The following is an 18257-nucleotide window of genomic DNA, read 5'->3' on the forward strand; positions in this document are numbered from 1 at the left end:
CGTTTCGCCGCATCAAGGCCCCGGCGCAAGCCGGGGCCTTTTTGATTACGCTTCGTATTCAACCATCCTCGACGGGCGCAGCTCTCGGGAGCGCCGCAGCATCATCCGGGGCGGAATGGGCTTAGGTCGACTCCATTGCCGCTAACACACGGTAATCCCAGCCGAATCACTCGAGGAAGCACGTAAGCCGGAACCCGGCGCCGGCCATTTTTGTGGGGCCGCCTTCGCGTTCACGATCTGGACTCTTACCGGCGGAGTCACGGTGAGGGTATTGTCTTTTGATTCGCGCGCGACGGGGGTCGCCGCGCGCAGATTCGTGCGGTCCTGAATTCCGCGTCTTGGGGCAACTATGTCAGGCGTGATCGTGTCGATGCGTCGGACGCTGCTGTCGTGCACATCGCTGGCGCGCAACGGCTTGGTGGGAGGCGCTCTCACAGCGCTGCTGCCGGCTGCGCCGGCTGAGGCTGCCGATCTCATCGACACCCTCTCCACCATGCTGGATTTCAACCGGCAGGAACTCGCGGTGCTTGCCACCGCGCTGGCCCTGCTAGGCTTCTCGGTGGTGGCTGCGATCCTGCTGATGCGTACGCGCGTGCGCACGGTCAGGAACGAGGCGCGGCTGCGCGCCCGCATCAGGGAACTGCAGCTCCAGGCCGACCGCCTCGGCGCGCTGCTGTTTGCCGAGCCGCAAATCCTGATCTCCTGGCCGGCCGGCGACAACCGCGCGCAGATTTCTGGCGACATATCGATGGTGATGCCGCGCGACTCCTCGCCGCAGCGCGTGCTGGCGTTCGGAACCTGGCTGCCGCCGGAACCGGCGCTGCAAATGGACCGCGCGGTCGATGCGCTGCGCGACCGCGGCGACGGCTTCCAGCTGACCCTGACCACGGCGCATGGCCATACGCTTGAAGCCATGGGCCGCGCCATCGGCGGCCAGGCGATTGTCCGCATTCGCGAGCTCTCCGGACTGCGGCGCGATCTGGCCGAGACCCATCTGCGCTACAAGACGCTCTCCGACGAGACCGAGATGCTGCGCGGCTTTGCCGCCGCCGCCCCCTGGCCGATCTGGGCCAAGGGCGAGAACGGCGCGCTCGCCTACGCCAACCCGGCTTATGTGCGCGCCACCGAGGCGACCAGTGTCGCCGATGTTCAGGAGCGCCAGCTCGAACTGCTCGACAGCGCCGACCGCACCGCGATGGAGCGGGGGTTGAAGGACGCCGCCGATTTCACATCGCGGCTGCCAATCGTGATCGGCGGCGAACGCCGCATCTACGACGTGCGCGCCGTCAATGTCGGCCGCGGCAGCGTCGGCATCGCGATCGATGCCAGCGAGGCGGCTGCGCTGAGCTCGGCGCTGGTGCGGATGGCGGAGGCGCACCGCCGCACGCTCGACCAGCTCTCCTCCGGCGTTGCCGTGTTCGACGGCCAGCGCCGCCTCGCCTTCTACAACGATTCCTATCGGCGGCTGTGGGACCTCGACCGCACCTTCCTCGACGCCAATCCCGACGATTCCAGCGTGCTCGATCAGCTCCGCGCCGGGCGCAAGCTGCCGGAGCAGCCGGATTTCCGCGCCTGGAAGGCCAAGCTGCACGAAGCCTATCGCGCCGTCGAGACTGCCAAGGACACCTGGTTCCTGCCTGACGGGCGCGCGCTCTCGGTCGTCACCACGCCGAACCCGGAAGGGGGCGTCACCTATCTGTTCGACGACGTCACCGAAAGCCTCGACCTCGCCCGCCGCTTCGATGGCCTGATCCGGGTTCAGCGCGAGACGCTGGACAGCCTCGCCGAGGGCGTCGCCGTGTTTGGCAGCAACGGCAAGGCGCAGCTGTTCAATCCGGCCTTCGTCCGGATGTGGAAGCTGTCGAGCGACGCCATGCGCGACGCACCGCACATCCAGACGGTCGAAGGCTGGTGCCACCAGCTGTTCGACGATCCCGTGGTCTGGCGCCAGATCCGCGAGGCCATCACCTCGATCGAGAACCGCGCCGACGTGCCGCTGAAGCTGGAGCGCAGGGACGGCAGCGTGCTCGACGGCATGATCCGGCCGCTGCCCGACGGCGCCACCATGCTGACGTTCCAGGACATCACCGACACCGAGAATGTCGAACGCGCGCTGCGCGAGCGCAACGAGGCGCTGGAAGCTGCCGATCAGATGAAGGTGGATTTCGTCCACCACGTCTCCTACGAGTTGCGCTCACCGCTCACCACCATCATCGGCTTTGCGCATTTCCTCAGCGATCCCTCGACCGGGCCGCTGACACCGAAGCAGGCCGAATATCTCGATTACGTCACCAAATCGACCAACGCGCTGCTCGCGCTCACCAACAACATCCTGGATCTCGCGACCATCGACGCCGGCGCGATGAAGCTGGAACTCGGGCAGGTCGACGTCAGCAAGGCCATCGAGCTCGCCGCCGAGGGGATCCAGGACCGGCTCGCCACCGACCGCATCCGCCTCAAGATCGAGATCGCGCCCGACGTCGGCAGCTTCATCGGCGACGAGAAGCGCGTGGTGCAGGTGCTCTATAACCTCCTCGCCAACGCCGTCGGGTTTTCTCCACAGGATTCCACCGTCGGGATCAGCGCGCGCCGCACCGAGCGCAGCGTGGTCTTCACCGTGACAGATTCCGGACCTGGAATACCTGCCGACATGAAGGACAAGGTGTTCAACTGGTTCGAAAGCCGCTCGCAGGGCTCGCGTCACCGCGGCGCCGGGCTCGGCCTGTCGCTGGTGCGCTCCTTCGTCGAGCTGCATGGCGGCAAGGTGCGGGTGGATTCGGTCGTCGGCCGGGGCACGGTCGTGATCTGCGATTTCCCGACCGACCAGGCGGCGCATCGCGACGCCGCCGAATGAGCGCGCCGACCACATTCTCCGTCGCGCTCCACAACGAGACCGCGACTGCGCAATTGATGGCCGATCTCGCGCTGCTGGTCGGTCCCGGCGATGTCATCACGCTCAGCGGCGATCTCGGAGCCGGCAAGACTGCGGCCGCCCGCGCGATGATCCGTTATCTCGCAGCGGACGAGGCGCTGGAGGTGCCCAGCCCCACCTTCACGCTGGTGCAGAACTATGAGCTGCCGCCTTTCCCGGTCATGCATGCCGATCTCTACCGCGTCGAGGACGAGAGCGAGCTGGAGGAGATCGGTCTGTCGCCGCTTCCGGACGCAACGCTGGCGCTGATCGAGTGGCCGGAGCGGGCGCCCTCAGCGATGCCGCAAGACCGCATCGACATCGCGCTGACGCATCGCCCCGCGCTGGGCTCGAATGCGCGCGCCGCCGACATCACCGGCTACGGCAAGGCCGCCGCCATCGTTGCGCGGCTGCAGGCGTTGCGCGAATTCCTCGATACCTCCGGCTATATCGATGCGACGCGCAAGCGCATGGCCGGCGATGCCTCCACCCGCTCCTACGCGCGGCTGCTGCGCGAGGACGAGATCGTCATCCTCATGAACTTTCCGCAGCGGCCTGATGGTGCAGCGCTGTACAACGGAAAATCCTACAGCGCCGCGGTGCATCTGGCCGAGAACATCAGGCCTTTTGTTGCCATGGACGAAGGCTTGCGTGTGGTAGGGATATCGGCGCCCGCGATCCACCATTACGATCTCGACCACGGCTTCCTGATCTCGGAGGATTTCGGCAGCGAAGGCGTGATCGAAGGTGAGCCGCCGCGCCCGATCGTCGAACGTTACGAAGCTGCGACCGACGTGCTGGCCGTGCTGCACAGAAGAACGTTGCCGCGGACGCTGCAACTGCCCGATCAGACCTACACCATTCCCGACTTCGACACCGAGGCGCTCCTGATCGAGATCGGGTTGATGCCGGAATGGTATCTGCCCGATCGCAACGCACCGCTGAGCGATGAGAAGAACGCAGAGTTCTTCGCCCTGTGGCGCGAGTTGCTGAAAAAGCCGTTGGCCGGGCCGAAGACGTGGGTGATCCGCGATTATCACTCGCCGAACTTGATCTGGCTCGCTGACCGCGACGCCATCAAACGCGTCGGCGTGATCGACTTCCAGGACACCGTGCTCGGACCGCAATCCTACGACGTCGTCTCGCTGCTCCAGGACGCCCGCATCGACGTGCCCGAGAACATCGAGCTGGCGCTGCTGTCGCGCTACATCAAGACGCGCCGCGCAAGCGATCCGAGTTTCGATGCGGCCGGTTTCGCCGAGAGCTACGCGATCATGTCGGCGCAGCGGAACACACGCCTGCTCGGCACCTTCGCCCGCCTCAACCGCCGCGACGGCAAGCCGCATTACCTCCGTCACCAGCCGCGGATCTGGACCTATCTCCAGCGCTCGCTGGCGCATCCGGCGCTTGCGGTGTTGCGCGAGTGGTATCTCGCCAACGTCCCGCCCCCTCGAGCCTGATCGGGGCCCGATTTACCGGCTGTTAGCCAAGATGTCGGTATTCTCAGGGCAAAGCAGCCGGATCATGACGGGGCTGGAGCAAGGGCAGATGGCGGCGAAAGCGGATCAGCGCGTCAACAACCGGGTTGTTTTCGAACGCGGCGTTCCGGCCCAGATGATGGGCATCGACGGCACTTGGCGGCGCGAATGCACCATGGAGGACGTCTCCGATACCGGCGCCAAGCTGACCATCGACGGCTCGGTGGAAGGCCTCCACCTGAAGGAATTTTTTCTCCTGCTGTCGTCGACCGGGCTGGCGTATCGGCGCTGCGAACTGGCCTGGGTCAATGGCGACCAGATCGGCGTCAATTTCCTCAAGGTCGGCGAGAAGAAGAAAAAGGCGCGTTCCACAGCCGTTGGGACGTGACGGCAACGCCCGTCGCACAACCGTCACGGCGGGTGGTTAAGGCGGTTGAGGTGCGGTGCAGCTGATCAAGTCCCGTGCTAGGATTTGCTGCGAATGCGAGAGATCTGAGAAAGCAAAGGATGCCCGTCAAACCGACCAAAGCCATGGTGCTTGCCGCAGGGTTTGGCCTGCGCATGCGCCCCCTGACGGACAAGATGCCGAAGCCGATGGTGCCGGTGGCGGGCCGGCCGTTGCTCGACCACGTGCTCGACAAGCTCGGTCAGGCGGGCGTGACCGAAGCCGTGGTCAACGTGCATTACCTGCCGGACCAGATCATCGATCACGTCGCATCGCGCCAGCTCCCGCGCGTGACCATCTCGGACGAACGCGACCAGGTGCTCGGCACCGGCGGCGGCGTGGTCAAGGCACTGCCGCTGCTCGGCGACGGCCCCTTCTTCCACGTCAATTCCGATACGCTGTGGATCGACGGCGTGCGCTCGAACCTGACGCGGCTCGCGGAGAATTTCGACCCCGCGCGCATGGACATCCTGCTCCTGATGGCGCCGACCGCGACCAGCATCGGCTATAGCGGCCGCGGCGATTACGGCATGCTGTCCGACGGCGCCTTGCGCAAGCGCAAGGAAAAAGAGGTCGTTCCCTTCGTCTATGCCGGCGCGGCGATCATGTCGCCCGCGATCTTCGCCGATGCGCCCAAAGGCGAATTCTCGCTGACGAAGATGTTCGACCGTGCGGGCGGGCAGGAGCGGCTGTTCGGCCTCCGCCTCGACGGCGTCTGGATGCATGTCGGCACGCCCGATGCGGTGCATGCGGCCGAAGAGGCGTTCCTGGAGAGCGTGGCGTAAACCCTGTCATTCCGGGGCGCGCGCAAGCGCGAACCCGGAATCTCGAGATTCCGGGTTCGATGCTTCGCATCGCCCCGGAATGACAGTGGGAGAGTGGGGACGACGTCACCCGCGCCCATGACCATTCGATCCCGCCTCCCTATATTGCCTGATCTTCCGAATCAGGCAGCCCATGCGCGTTTTCAGCGTTCCCCTCTCAGTTCCGTTCCTGCGCACCGTTGTTTCGAGCCTGCTTGACGGCCGGCTGGTCGACGGGTTCGAGGCACGCAAGGAACCAGCGCGGCTTGCGGATGCGACGCTGTACCTGCCGACGCGGCGTGCGATGCGCGTCGTGCGCGAGATCTTTCTCGACGAGATGAAGGCGGATGCGGTGGTGCTGCCGCGCATCGTCGCGCTCGGCGACATCGACGAGGACGAGCTCGCTTTCGCCGGCGAGGGCGAGCAGTTTTCTGGTGCGGCGCCGATCGACATTCCGCCGCGGCTCGGCGAGCTGGAACGGCGGCTGACGCTGGCGCAGCTGGTCGCGGCCTGGGCCAAGGGCCCCGTTCTCTCGCCGCTGGTGGTCGGCGGCCCCGCCTCGACGCTTGCGCTCGCCGGCGACCTCGCGCGCCTGATCGACGACATGGTGACGCGCGGCGTCGACTGGAGCGCGCTCGATGGGCTCGTGCCCGACAATCTCGACCGTTACTGGCAGCACTCGCTCGAATTCCTGCGCATCGCGCGCATTGCTTGGCCGCAACATCTCGCCGAGATCAACCGGATCGAGCCGGCGGCGCGGCGCGATCTCCTGATCGCGGCGGAAGCCAAACGGCTGACCGCGCATCGCCATGGTCCCGTGATCGCGGCGGGCTCGACCGGCTCGATGCCCGCGACCGCGAAATTCCTGCATGCCGTCGCCTCGTTGCCGCATGGCGCCGTGGTGCTGCCCGGCCTCGACACCGATCTCGACGATGACGCCTGGCGCAGCATCGGCGGCGTGCGCGATTCGCTCGGCAAGTTCGCGGAGCACCCGGCCTCGAACCATCCGCAATACGCCATGAATGCCCTGCTGGATCGTTTTGGCATCAAGCGCGGCGACGTCGACATTCTCCTGCCGCCGGTGGAAGGAGGTCGCGATCTGCTCGGCTCCGAATCGATGCGGCCGTCAGCCAAGACGGAAGTCTGGCACGACCGGCTGAAGCAGCCGGACGTTGCCGCGAAGATCACCGCAGGCATGAAGAACCTCGCCGTCGTCGCGGCTCCCAACCCGGAGATGGAAGCGCTCGCCATCGCCATCGCCATGCGCGAGGCGCGGCATCTCGACAAATCCGCAGCACTGGTCACGCCCGACCGGGCGCTGGCGCGGCGGGTGATGGCGGCGCTGACCCGCTGGGATCTTGCCTTCGACGATTCCGGCGGCGACGTCCTGATGGAGACATCCGCCGGCACGTTCGCGCGTCTCGCGGCAGAGGCGGCGACCAAGGGCCTGGAGCCACCGACCTTGCTGGCGATGCTCAAGCATCCGTTGTGCCGGCTCGGCCGTGCGCCCGGTGCATGGAAGGCGGCGATCGAGAGCCTCGAGCTCGCGCTGTTGCGCGGCACGCGCCCGCCCGCAGGCACGGCAGGTCTTCTCCGCGAATTCAATCGTTTTCGCGAGGAGCTGGCGAAACTGTGGCGCAGCGAGGTCTCCGCGCTGCATCGCGCCGAGCCGCGGGCGCGCCTCAAGGCGGAGGACCTCGATCGCATCCAGGCGCTGGTCGATGTCCTGCAAAAGTCGTTGGCGCCGATCGAGAGCCTGGCCTCCTCGAAACCCCAAGACTTCGCCGAGCTCGCGCACCGGCATCGCGAGATCATGGTCGCGCTGTCGGGCGACGAGCAGGGCATTCCGCTCGCCTTCGAGGATCGTGACGGCCTCGCGCTTGCGAGCGCTTTCGACGACCTCCTGCGCGGCGGTACGACCAGCGGATTGATGGTGCCGCTGCCCGAATATGCCGACGTGTTCCAGACCGCGTTCGGCGATCGCGCCGTGCGCCGTCGCGACAGGCCGGGCGCGCGGCTGCAGATCTACGGCCCGCTGGAATCGCGGCTGATGCAGGCCGACCGCATCATCGTCGGCGGCCTGATCGAGGGCGTCTGGCCGCCGGCGCCGCGCATCGATCCCTGGCTCAGCCGGCCGATGCGGCACGAGCTCGGGCTCGATCTGCCGGAGCGCCGCATCGGCCTCTCCGCTCATGACTTCGCGCAATTGCTTGGCGGCGGCGAAGTCATCCTCACGCATTCCGCCAAAGCCGGCGGCGCCCCGGCCGTGGCGTCGCGCTTCCTGCACCGGCTGCAGGCCGTGGCCGGCGACGAGCTCTGGAAGGCGGCCGTTCGCGCCGGCGAGACATACGTGCAATTCGCCGCCGCCCTGGACCAGCCCGCCGAAGTCAAACCGATCAAGCAGCCCGAGCCGCGGCCGCCGCGCGCGACGCGGCCGCTGAAAATGTCGGTCACCGCGATCGAGGACTGGCTGCGCGATCCCTACACGATCTATGCGAAGCACATCCTGCGGCTCGATGCGCTCGACCCCGTCGACATGCCGCTGTCGGCGGCCGACCGCGGCTCGGCGATTCACGATGCGATCGGTGAGTTCACGGAAAGCTTTGCGACGCGTCTGCCCGACGATCCCGCACGCGTGCTGCGCGCGATCGGCGAGAAGCATTTCGCACCACTGATGGAGCGGCCCGAAGCGCGGGCGCTGTGGTGGCCGCGCTTCCAGCGCATCGCACGCTGGTTCGGCGAATGGGAGACCGCGCGGCGGGACGCGATCGAGACGATTGTCGCCGAGACCCACGGCGAGATTTCGATTGCGCTCGATCCTGGGCGCAGCTTTCGCCTTTCGGCGCGTGCCGACCGCATCGAGCGGCGCAAGGGCGGCGGCTACGCCATTCTCGACTACAAGACCGGGCAGCCGCCGACCGCCAAGCAGGTCCGCATGGGCCTGGCGCCGCAGCTGACGCTGGAGGCTGCGATCCTGCGCGAGGGTGGCTTTCCCGGTATCGACGCCGGCTCCTCCGTGAGTCAGCTCGTCTATGTCCGCCTCAGCGGCAACAATCCGCCGGGTGAGCAGCGCGTCCTCGAGCTCAAGTTCAAGCAGGGCGACGAGCCGCAGCCGCCGGATAATGCTGCCGCGGAGGCGCGCACGAAACTGGAAGCGCTGATCCGCGCCTTCGAGGACGAGAACCAGGCCTACACCTCGCTGAACCTGCCGATGTGGGCGAACCGCTACGGCACCTATGACGACCTCGCCCGGATCAAGGAATGGTCCGCGGCCGGCGGATTGGGGATCGAGGAATGGTGAAGGCGCCACGACCGATCCCTGACGAGGTGCGCGCGCGGCAGGCGCGTGCATCGGACCCCACCGCATCGGCCTTCGTGTCGGCGAATGCCGGCTCGGGCAAGACGCATGTGCTGGTGCAGCGTGTGATCCGCCTCTTGCTGTCGGGCGTGCCGCCGGAAAAGATCCTCTGCATCACCTTCACCAAGGCCGCCGCCGCCAACATGGCCGAGCGCGTTTTCACCACGCTCGGCCATTGGGTGACGCTGGATGACACCGCGCTCGATGCCGCGATCCGCGCGGTCGGCATACCCCATCCGAGCACGAAGCTGCGGCGCGAGGCGCGAAAATTGTTCGCCTGCGCGCTGGAGACGCCGGGCGGGCTGAAGGTGCAGACCATCCACGCGCTGTGCACCCGCCTGCTGCAGCAGTTTCCGTTCGAGGCCAACGTTCCCGCACGTTTTGCCGTGATCGACGAGCGCGACCAGACCGACATGATGGAGCGGGCCAACCTGAAGGTGCTGCTGGAGGCCGCGCGCGACCCCGACAGCGTCACCGGCCGCGCGCTGCTGACGGCGATGGGGAGCGCTGCCGACGTCACCTTCAAGGAGGTCGTGCGCGAGGCCTGTCTCAGCCGCGATCATTTCATGGCCTGGACCGACGAGGCCGGCAGCGCAGAGGCGGCTGCGGCGCAGATGGCTGCGGTGCTGGGCGTCGAAGCCGCAGATCGCATCGAGGCCGTCGAGGCGGAGATTCTCGACGGCCCGTTCCTGCCGCGGTCGCGCTGGGACGACATCGCCGTCGCACTGGAGGACGGCAGCAAATCGGATAACGACCAGGCGGGGCGGCTCCGGGCGGCCAAGGTGTTTTCCGGCAGCGACCAGGTCGATGCCTATCTCTGCGTCTTCCTCACCGACGACAAGCTGCCGCGCAAGGCGGTGCTGACCAAGAAGTTTTGCGAGCACAACCCGTCCGTGGCCCGCCTGTTCGAAGCGGAGGCCCAGCGCCTCGCCGGATTGATCGAGAAGCGCCGCGCGGTGACCACGCGCGACCGCACTACGGCCCTGCTGCATATTGCGACCGCCGCCGCCGCGAACTACCGCCGCGAGAAGCAGGAGCGGGGGCTGCTCGACTATGACGATCTGATCGACAAGACGCTGGCAATGCTGAACCGCGTCGCCTCGGGCTGGGTACATTACAAGCTCGACCGCGGCGTCGACCATGTGCTGATCGACGAGGCACAGGATACCAGCCCCCGGCAATGGGACATCGTCGCCCACATCATCTCGGAGTTTACGGCCGGCGAAGGCGCCCGCGAGGGGCTGAACCGAACGGTGTTTGCGGTCGGCGACGAGAAGCAGTCGATCTTCTCGTTCCAGGGCGCCGACCCGCACGAGTTCGACAAGCGCAGGCGAGAGCTAGACCGCAGGTTCAAAGCCGCCGGACTGACGTTCGACCCGGTCGCCTTCACCTATTCGTTCCGTTCGGGTGCCACGATCCTGCATTCGGTCGATCATGTCTTTCGCGAGCCTGCGATCTACAAGAGCATTCATTCGATCGACATCGGCCACCCCCTGCACAATTCGCTCAGCGATGCGGGTCCGAGCGTCGTGGAGCTTTGGGATCTTGCGGAGGCCGACGAACGGCAGGACATCGAGGGCTGGCGAGCCCCGTTCGACGGTGTCGCCGTCACCAGTCCCGAGGTCAAGCTCGCCCGCCGCATCCAGGCCGAGATCAAGCGGCTGGTCGAGAGCGGCACGCTGACGGGGCACGAGGGCGAGCGTCGCCCTCTACGCTATGGCGACATGCTGATCCTGGTGCGGCGGCGGGGCAACGCATTCGACGCCGTGATTCAGGCACTGAAGCACGCCGGCGTGCCGGTCGCCGGCGCCGACCGGCTCAAGCTGACCGAGCATATCGCCATCATCGATTTGATGAACCTTGCCGATGCGCTGCTGCTGCCGCAGGACGATCTCGCGCTCGCGGTCGCGCTGAAGAGCCCGCTGTTCGGGCTCGATGACGACGATTTGTTCACGCTGGCCTGGGACCGCAAGGGATCGCTGCGCCGTGCGCTCGGCGAGCACGCGGCTGGAAGCGAAAAGTTCGCCACGGCATTGCGGCGCCTCGAAGCCTGCGAGACGTGGGCGCGCGAGGAGACGCCGTTCGCGTTTTATGCCTGGCTGCTCGGCGGCGACGGCGGCCGCGCGCGCATCCTGCGCCGGCTCGGCCATGAGGCCAACGACGCCCTGGACGAATTCCTGGAGCTGGCGCTGAACTATGAGCGCAAGGCGCCGGCCTCGCTGCAGGGCTTCATGGCCTGGCTGCGCTCGGCTGACACCGAGGTGAAGCGCGACATGGAGATCTCGCGCGACGAGGTCCGGGTGATGACCGTGCACGGCGCCAAGGGGCTTGAAGCCTCGGTCGTGTTCATGGTCGACACCACCACCTCGCCCGCGGATTCGCAGCGCGTGCGGCTGATCCACGTGCCGCGCGGCAATGGCGGCGAGGTCGTGGTCTGGGCGGGGCGCAAGGCAGACGATCCCAGGCCGGTCGCGGACGCGCGCAAGGCCATGCTCGAGGAGACCGAGGACGAATATCGCCGCCTGCTCTATGTCGCGACGACCCGCGCGGCCGACCGGCTGATCGTCGGCGGCTGCATGCCCGGCAACATGCGGACGGTGCGCAAGCTGAGCTGGTACGACCTCGTCGACACCGGGCTCAAAGGCGCCGGCCTCGACAAGCAGGTGATCGAGACGCCGCTCGGCAAGGTGACGCGATTCGCCCGGCCGGAAGATGTCGCGGCGCTGGGCGCGCCCGCGATGTCCGTGGACCGCACCGTCGCGTTGCCGGACTGGCTGCGGACGCCGGCGCGCGAGACGATCGACGACGATCCCGTGCGTCCCTCGGGCCAGCCTGCCGAGGAAAGCCGCAGCGTGCGATCAGGCGAATCGGTGCAGTCCCGCGCGCTTGCGCTGCAGCGCGGCACGCTGGTGCATCGCCTCCTGCAATCCCTGCCCGATATCGCCGTTGAGCGCCGCCGCGAGGCCGCGCTCGGCTTCATGGCGCGCAACGCCTCGGACTGGCCGGAGGCCGACCGCATCGCGCTGGCGGGCAAGGTGCTCGGCTTGATCACTGACCCGCGTTTTGCCCCGGTGTTTGCCGCCGGCAGCCGGGCGGAGGTCGCCATTGTCGGCAAGCTTGACCGGCCGGGCCGTATCCCCGCCCTGGTGTCCGGGCAGATCGACCGGCTGGTCGTTCGCCCCGACGAGGTCCTGATCGTCGATTTCAAGACCAACCAGGCGGCGCCCAAAAGCGCGGCCGAGGCGCCCGCGGCCTATGTCCGGCAACTTGCGCTGTACCGGGCGGTGCTGTCGCGGCTTTATCCCCAAAAGCCCGTCCGGGCCGCTCTGCTTTGGACCGAGACCCTTGAATACATGGAGATTTCGGCCCCCGCGCTGGACGCGGCGCTGGCATCCCTTCATCTCGGTGTGAGCGTCCTTGACCCGGCAAGGGGCCGTTCATAGGTTGGCTCCATGATCCCGGGCGCGATTCCAGCGCCGATTCTCTTTCAACCGAGTGAGGTACTCTCCATGGCCGTTGGCAAGGTTTCAGACGCCGATTTCGAAGCCGAAGTGCTCAAGGCGAACGGCCCCGTGGTCGTCGATTTCTGGGCCGAATGGTGCGGCCCCTGCCGCATGATCGCGCCCGCCCTCGACGAGATCGCCGGCGCGATGGGCGACAAGGTCAAGATCGTCAAGCTCAACGTCGACGAGAGCCCGAAGACCGCGTCCAAATACGGCGTGATGTCGATCCCGACCCTGATGATCTTCAAGGGCGGCGAGATGGCCTCCCGCCAGGTCGGCGCCGCGCCGAAGGCGAAGCTGCAGCAGTGGATCACCTCCGCGGTCTGATCGGCCTTCAGTAAGATTATTTTCGACAACGGCCGGCGAAACGCCGGCCGTTTGCGTTGATGGGACGTGTCCAGCGTATGACGAGTCCCGCCCTTGCCGACCCCGCCCCCGAAGCGTGCGCGAAGACCGAGCTCTCTCGTTGCGATGGAGGCGCGCTCGGTCGATGAGATCCCGCGCGGCAAGGAGTGGCAATACGAGCCGAAATGGGATGGCTTTCGCTGCCTGCTCTCGCGGAACGGCGGTGATGTCGACCTGCGCTCGAAGTCGGGCGAAGACCTCGCGCGCTATTTTCCGGAAATCGTCGCCGCGGCCTTGAGCCTGAAGGCGGATCACTTCACGCTCGACGGCGAACTCGTCGTGCCGCATGGCAAGAGCTTCTCCTTCGACGCGCTGCTGCAACGGATCCATCCGGCCGCGAGCCGCGTGAAGAAGCTCTCGGAGGAGACGCCGGCGCTCTATCTCGTGTTCGATCTGCTCGCGACGGCCCGGGACAAGGATCTGGCCGAGAAGACGCTGCGCGAGCGCCGGCCGGCGCTGGATGCTTTTGCGAAAGCCAACCTCAAGGGCAGCCACTTCCGTCTTTCGCCATCGACGACGAGTTACGCGATGGCGAAGAAATGGCTGGCGCAATCAGGCGGCGGCTCGGACGGCGTCATCGCCAAGCGCATCGACCTGCCCTACCAGGCGGGAAATCGCGACGGCATGCAGAAGATCAAGAAATACCGCAGCGCCGATTGCGTGATCGGCGGCTTCCGCTATGCCAGCAACAAGATCGCGGGCCGCAAGGTGGTTGGCTCACTGTTGCTCGGCCTCTACGACGATGACGGCCTGCTGCACCATGTCGGCTTCACCTCGGCGATCAAGGCGGAGGCGAAGCCGGCTCTAACCGATCGGCTCGAAGCGCTGATCGGCGAGCCCGGCTTCACCGGCAACGCGCCGGGCGGGCCGAGCCGCTGGTCGACCGAGCGCTCGGCGAAATGGTGCCCGCTCAAGCCGAAGCTGGTGATCGAGGTCTGCTACGACCATTTCAGCGGTGAGCGCTTTCGCCACGGCACCTCGATCCTGCGCTGGCGTCCCGACAAGGCGCCGCGGCAATGCAGCTTCGCGCAGCTGAAGCAGAAGGTGGCGGACCCGATGAAGCTGTTGAAGTGAGCGTCGGAAGTGAACAGCTACGCGATCCACCCCGTCGCCAGTGCGTTTGCCAATTCTGGCTGGTCGTTGCGCCGCGCCAGCGCGGCCATCGCCTCGTGATCATACACCACGTGGCGGAACGTCACCTGCCAGGCGGCATCGACGAGTTCGAGGACCGCATAACGGGCGTGCGGCGTGCCGGCCTCGACGACATGCGGGACTGGATGCCGGTCGCGAAAACCGGGACTGCCTACGCTGCCGGGATTGACGATCGCACGGCCGTCGCGCAAGCGCACGGCCCGGGCGAGATGGGTGTGGGCGCACAGGATGAGCGACTGCGTGATCCCTCCCGCAAACTGCTCGATGCGATCGAGCGGCGATAGCGCCACCGCGCCGTCGGGATGCACAGTGTCGAGCCAATAGACTTCATCGTTCTCGGGCGTCGCGTGGCAGAGAAATACCTGATCGCGGAACACGCGCGTCATCGGCTGTGCGCGCAACCAATCGAGGTGCGCAGGGCCGAGCTGTTCGTAGGCGGGGCGATCCCACGAACCCATCTTCTCCGGCGGGCGGTCGAGCAGATAGCGGTCGTGATTGCCGAGGACGTGCACGGCATCGAGCGGCATCAGGATCTCGATGGTGCGGCGCGCATCGAGCGGGCCGCTCAGCATGTCGCCGAGATTGACGATGTCGACGATGCCTTGCGCGCGGATGTCGGCGAGTATGGCTTCCAGCGCGAGGTAGTTTCCGTGGATATCGGCGATCGCGGCAAAACGCATTGTTGTCGTCTCTCCTCTCGTGCCCGGACGCAGCGCAGCGCGCCTTCCGCGGTGCGCTGCAGAGCCGGGGCCCATGTCGCGGCATTCTGGGTCCCGGCTCAGCGCTCCGCTTCGTTTGGCCGGGACACGAGACCGTCTATGCAGGCGGCGTGCCGTTGATGGCGAGCACGTGCCCGGCGAGATACAGCGAGCCTGTGATCAGGATGCGCGGCGGCAGCTCGTAGGCGAGCCCCGCCAGCGCGCGCAGGGCGGCTTCGACGCCGGGGGCGGGCTCGACGCGCATGCCTAGGCTGCGCGCGGCGTCCGCCAGGCGGTCGACCGGCATCGCATTCTCGGTATCGGGAATAGGCACTGCGATGATGTGACGGGTCAGGCCGGCAAAATTGGCGAGGAAGCCCTGCGCGTCCTTGTTGGCCATCATGCCGGCGATCACCACCAGCGGACGCGACACCCGCTCCTCGAGATCGCCGAGCGCGGCGGCCGCGACGCGTCCGCCCTCGGCATTGTGGCCGCCGTCGAGCCAGATCTCCGAACCCTGCGGTCCCCAGGACAGCAGCTCGCCCGAGGCGATGCGCTGCATCCGCGCCGGCCATTCGGCACTGAGGATTCCGGCCTCGAACGCGGCGTGGTTGACCTTGAAGGCCGGAAGCGCGCGCAGCGTCGCGATAGCGAGCCCGGCATTGGCGAATTGGTGGCGGCCGAACAGGCGCGGTGCCGGCAGATCCATCAGGCCGTGATCGTCCGAATAGACCAGACGCCCGCGCTCGACATTGACGTGCCAGCTCTCGTTCGCGGCAAACAGCGGCGCGCGCATGCGCCTCGCCTGTGCTTCGATCACCGCCATGGCCTCCGGCATTTGCTCGGCGCAGATCACGGGCACGCCGCGCTTGATGATCGCGGCCTTCTCGCCGGCGATCGATGCCAAGGTATCGCCGAGAAAGTCCATGTGGTCCATGCTGACGGGCGTGATCACAGAGGCCGCCGGCGAATCGACCACGTTGGTCGAATCGAGCCGGCCACCGAGGCCGACTTCGAGCAGCACCGCGTCGGCCGGATTTTGCGCGAACAGCAGGAAGGCAGCAGCCGTCTTCAGCTCGAAGACAGTCGCAGCCTCGCCGGCGTTGACCCGCTCGACCTCCTCGAGCGCCGCGCGCAATTCGTCGTCGCCGACGAGCACGCCGCCGCCGTGGCGGCCGAGCCTGAAGCATTCGTTGATGCGGACGAGGTAGGGCGAGGTGTAGGCGTGGACGCGCAGGCCTGCAGCTTCCAGCGTCGCGCGCAGATAGGCGAGTGTCGAGCCCTTGCCGTTGGTCCCGGCAATGTGGATCACCGGCGGCAGCTTGCGCTCGGGATTGCCGAGCCGCTCCAGCAGGCGGTGCATCCGCTCCAGCCCGAGATCGATCCGCTTCTGATGCAGGGCCGACAGCCGCCCGATCAATTCGCCGAGCGGCGGCTTCTCCCGGTCGGAGGAGGCGTTCACGCGTGCGGCGCGGCCGGCGCCGTCTCGGCCGCCGATACGATCTGCGAGGCGCTCTCGACCGGCTGCACCGATTTCGGGGTGCTTTCCTGCGCCGGCGCCTTGGTCAGCAGGCGGCAGAGCCGTGCCAGGGTCGGGCGCAGCTCGTGCCGATGCACGACCATGTCGACCATGCCATGCTCCTTCAGATATTCGGCGCGCTGAAAGCCTTCGGGCAGTTTCTCGCGAATGGTCTGCTCGATCACGCGCGCACCGGCAAAGCCGATCAGCGCACCGGGCTCGGCGATCTGCACGTCGCCCAGCATCGCATAGGACGCGGTGACGCCGCCGGTGGTCGGATTGGTCAGCACGACGATGTAGGGCAGCTTTGCCTCACGCAGCATCTGCACGGCAACTGTGGTGCGCGGCATCTGCATCAGCGACAGGATGCCCTCCTGCATGCGCGCGCCGCCGGAGGCGGCGAATATGATGAAGGGAGACTTCTTCTCGACCGCAAGCTCCATCCCGCGCACGATGGCTTCGCCTGCGGCCATGCCGAGCGAGCCACCCATGAAGTCGAAGTCCTGCACGGCGATGACGACGGCGGAGCCTTCGAGCTTGCCGTAACCGACCTTGACCGCGTCGTTGAGATTGGTCCGCGCCCGCGCATCCTTGATGCGGTCGGCATATTTCTTCTCGTCGCGGAACTTGAGCGGATCAGGCGTGACCTCGGGCAGTGCGACGTCGTACCAGGTCTCGTTGTCGAAGATCGACTTCAGCCGCGCCACCGCGCCCATGCGCATGTGGTAGTTCGAGCCGGGAATGACGAACTGGTTGGCCTCGACGTCCTTGTAGAACACGAGCTGTCCGGAATCCGGGCACTTGATCCACAGGTTCTCCGGCGTCTCCCGCCGCAGCATGTTACGGATCTTCGGCCGGACCACATTGGTAAGCCAGTTCATGGTTTGCTCCGATGTGCGATCCCGCTGGGAATCGCCTGAAGGATATATGGCGGCCGGGCTGCTGCCCGGCAAGCCGCCGTCTCGCCCGCGTTAGAGCATGATCCGGGAAAGTGTGAAGCGGTTTTCCAGCCGGATCATGCTCAGAAAGAGCTACAGCGGAATTGTGGCCTATTCCGCCGCCTGTTGTGCGCCCTTGACGCCCTGGGCCAGGGCGGCCGTCAATTCGGCGACGGCGTTAACGGTTTTGGCGGTCGCGCGCCCTTCGGCATCGAGACTGTTCTTGAGCGCATCCACCAACGCGGTGCCGACCACCGACCCATCGGCCTTCTCGGCGATGGCGCGCGCAGCCTCCGGCGTGCGGATGCCGAAACCAACGCATATCGGCAGCTTGGTATGCCGCTTGATGCGCGCCACCGCCTCACCGACGACATTTGCGTCGGCCGCCGCAGCCCCGGTGATGCCGGCGATGGAGACGTAATAGACAAAGCCCGACGTGTTCGCGAGCACCGCGGGCAGACGCTTGTCGTCGGTGGTCGGGGTTGCCAGACGAATGAAGTTCAGGCCGGCCTTCAGCGCGGGAATGCAGAGCTCATTGTCTTCCTCCGGCGGCAGGTCGACGATGATCAGGCCGTCGACGCCCGCGCTCTTGGCGTCGGCCAGGAACTTGTCAACGCCGTAGATGTAGATCGGATTGTAGTACCCCATCAGCACCAGCGGCGTGACGTTGTCGTCCTTGCGGAAATCGCGCACCAGATCGAGCGTCTTCTTCAAGGTCATGCCCGCCTTGAGCGCGCGCAGGCCTGCAGCCTGGATCGACGGACCATCGGCCATCGGATCGGTGAAGGGAATGCCGAGTTCGATGACGTCGGCGCCGGCCTTGGGCAGCGCCTTGACGATGTTGAGCGACGTCGTGAGATCGGGGTCGCCGGCCATCACATAGGTGACGAAGGCCGCGCGGCCCTGCTTCTTCAGCTCGGCAAAACGGGTGTCGATACGCGTGGTCATAATCCGGCGGCCGCTGTGCTATACCTCTCCCCTTCGGGGAGAGGTGAAGAGAGTGCGATACCCGCCTCACTTGCTCTTGCCCCTCAGGATGTCGCCGAC

12 protein-coding genes are annotated in these 18257 nt (G+C 66.7%); 8 read left to right on the plus strand and 4 right to left on the minus strand.

Annotated features, from left to right (window positions below; all coding sequences use genetic code 11):
* Positions 1–349 precede the first annotated feature (349 nt).
* The 8 genes from AC3WLX_RS33705 to AC3WLX_RS33740 all read left to right on the plus strand — a co-directional run bounded on the left by AC3WLX_RS33705 (position 350) and on the right by AC3WLX_RS33740 (position 13977).
* Positions 350–2854 (plus strand): sensor histidine kinase, encoded by a 2505-nt coding sequence (locus tag AC3WLX_RS33705; protein ID WP_492339184.1) that lies wholly within the window; start codon positions 350–352, stop codon positions 2852–2854.
* Positions 2851–4371 carry a tRNA (adenosine(37)-N6)-threonylcarbamoyltransferase complex ATPase subunit type 1 TsaE gene (tsaE, locus tag AC3WLX_RS33710; RefSeq protein ID WP_492339185.1) on the plus strand — a complete coding sequence of 507 codons (1521 nt, stop codon included), beginning with the start codon at positions 2851–2853 and terminating at the stop codon, positions 4369–4371. Before AC3WLX_RS33705 ends, tsaE begins: the two co-directional genes overlap by 4 nt.
* Before the next feature lie 88 nt (positions 4372–4459).
* Positions 4460–4777, plus strand: coding sequence for a PilZ domain-containing protein (locus AC3WLX_RS33715; protein ID WP_291619267.1), 318 nt, complete (start codon positions 4460–4462; stop codon positions 4775–4777).
* A 119-nt stretch (positions 4778–4896) separates the two neighbouring features.
* The gene (locus AC3WLX_RS33720; protein ID WP_492339186.1) at positions 4897–5619 is read left to right on the plus strand and encodes a nucleotidyltransferase family protein; all 723 of its coding nucleotides are present in this window, start codon (positions 4897–4899) and stop codon (positions 5617–5619) included.
* Between the two features lie 172 nt (positions 5620–5791).
* The gene (gene addB / locus AC3WLX_RS33725) at positions 5792–8938 is read left to right on the plus strand and encodes a double-strand break repair protein AddB (RefSeq protein ID WP_492339187.1); all 3147 of its coding nucleotides are present in this window, start codon (positions 5792–5794) and stop codon (positions 8936–8938) included.
* Positions 8932–12438 carry a double-strand break repair helicase AddA gene (gene addA / locus AC3WLX_RS33730; protein ID WP_492339188.1) on the plus strand — a complete coding sequence of 1169 codons (3507 nt, stop codon included), beginning with the start codon at positions 8932–8934 and terminating at the stop codon, positions 12436–12438. Before addB ends, addA begins: the two co-directional genes overlap by 7 nt.
* Before the next feature lie 66 nt (positions 12439–12504).
* On the plus strand, positions 12505–12825 hold the full coding sequence (gene trxA / locus AC3WLX_RS33735) for a thioredoxin (protein ID WP_027550064.1): 321 nt from the start codon (positions 12505–12507) through the stop codon (positions 12823–12825).
* Positions 12826–12969: 144 nt separating this feature from the next.
* Positions 12970–13977, plus strand: coding sequence for an ATP-dependent DNA ligase (locus AC3WLX_RS33740; protein ID WP_492339199.1), 1008 nt, complete (start codon positions 12970–12972; stop codon positions 13975–13977).
* A gap of 17 nt (positions 13978–13994) precedes the next feature.
* Here AC3WLX_RS33740 and AC3WLX_RS33745 read toward each other — a convergent pair whose 3' ends face one another.
* The 4 genes from AC3WLX_RS33745 to trpA form a co-directional block, all read right to left on the minus strand.
* Positions 13995–14735 (minus strand): metallophosphoesterase family protein, encoded by a 741-nt coding sequence (locus AC3WLX_RS33745; RefSeq protein ID WP_492339189.1) that lies wholly within the window; start codon positions 14733–14735, stop codon positions 13995–13997.
* A gap of 136 nt (positions 14736–14871) precedes the next feature.
* Positions 14872–16215 carry a bifunctional folylpolyglutamate synthase/dihydrofolate synthase gene (locus tag AC3WLX_RS33750; RefSeq protein ID WP_492339190.1) on the minus strand — a complete coding sequence of 448 codons (1344 nt, stop codon included), beginning with the start codon at positions 16213–16215 and terminating at the stop codon, positions 14872–14874.
* Positions 16212–17153, minus strand: coding sequence for an acetyl-CoA carboxylase, carboxyltransferase subunit beta (accD, locus tag AC3WLX_RS33755; protein ID WP_492339191.1), 942 nt, complete (start codon positions 17151–17153; stop codon positions 16212–16214). The genes AC3WLX_RS33750 and accD overlap by 4 nt, the downstream gene beginning before the upstream one ends.
* 168 nt (positions 17154–17321) lie before the next feature.
* The gene (gene trpA / locus AC3WLX_RS33760) at positions 17322–18158 is read right to left on the minus strand and encodes a tryptophan synthase subunit alpha (RefSeq protein WP_492339192.1); all 837 of its coding nucleotides are present in this window, start codon (positions 18156–18158) and stop codon (positions 17322–17324) included.
* Positions 18159–18257 lie beyond the last annotated feature (99 nt).

The organism is Bradyrhizobium sp. FW305-F6 (assembly GCF_058782905.1).

Excerpts from the sequence above, each read along its gene's own strand:
- AC3WLX_RS33745 (WP_492339189.1), bottom strand. The coding sequence starts at position 14,735 with ATGCGTTTTGCCGCGATCGCCGATATCCACGGAAACTACCTCGCGCTG.
- addA (WP_492339188.1), top strand. The coding sequence starts at position 8,932 with ATGGTGAAGGCGCCACGACCGATCCCTGACGAGGTGCGCGCGCGGCAG.
- trxA (WP_027550064.1), top strand. The coding sequence starts at position 12,505 with ATGGCCGTTGGCAAGGTTTCAGACGCCGATTTCGAAGCCGAAGTGCTC.
- tsaE (WP_492339185.1), top strand. The coding sequence starts at position 2,851 with ATGAGCGCGCCGACCACATTCTCCGTCGCGCTCCACAACGAGACCGCG.
- trpA (WP_492339192.1), bottom strand. The coding sequence starts at position 18,158 with ATGACCACGCGTATCGACACCCGTTTTGCCGAGCTGAAGAAGCAGGGC.
- AC3WLX_RS33720 (WP_492339186.1), top strand. The coding sequence starts at position 4,897 with ATGCCCGTCAAACCGACCAAAGCCATGGTGCTTGCCGCAGGGTTTGGC.
- AC3WLX_RS33715 (WP_291619267.1), top strand. The coding sequence starts at position 4,460 with ATGGCGGCGAAAGCGGATCAGCGCGTCAACAACCGGGTTGTTTTCGAA.
- addB (WP_492339187.1), top strand. The coding sequence starts at position 5,792 with ATGCGCGTTTTCAGCGTTCCCCTCTCAGTTCCGTTCCTGCGCACCGTT.
- accD (WP_492339191.1), bottom strand. The coding sequence starts at position 17,153 with ATGAACTGGCTTACCAATGTGGTCCGGCCGAAGATCCGTAACATGCTG.
- AC3WLX_RS33740 (WP_492339199.1), top strand. The coding sequence starts at position 12,970 with ATGGAGGCGCGCTCGGTCGATGAGATCCCGCGCGGCAAGGAGTGGCAA.
- AC3WLX_RS33705 (WP_492339184.1), top strand. The coding sequence starts at position 350 with ATGTCAGGCGTGATCGTGTCGATGCGTCGGACGCTGCTGTCGTGCACA.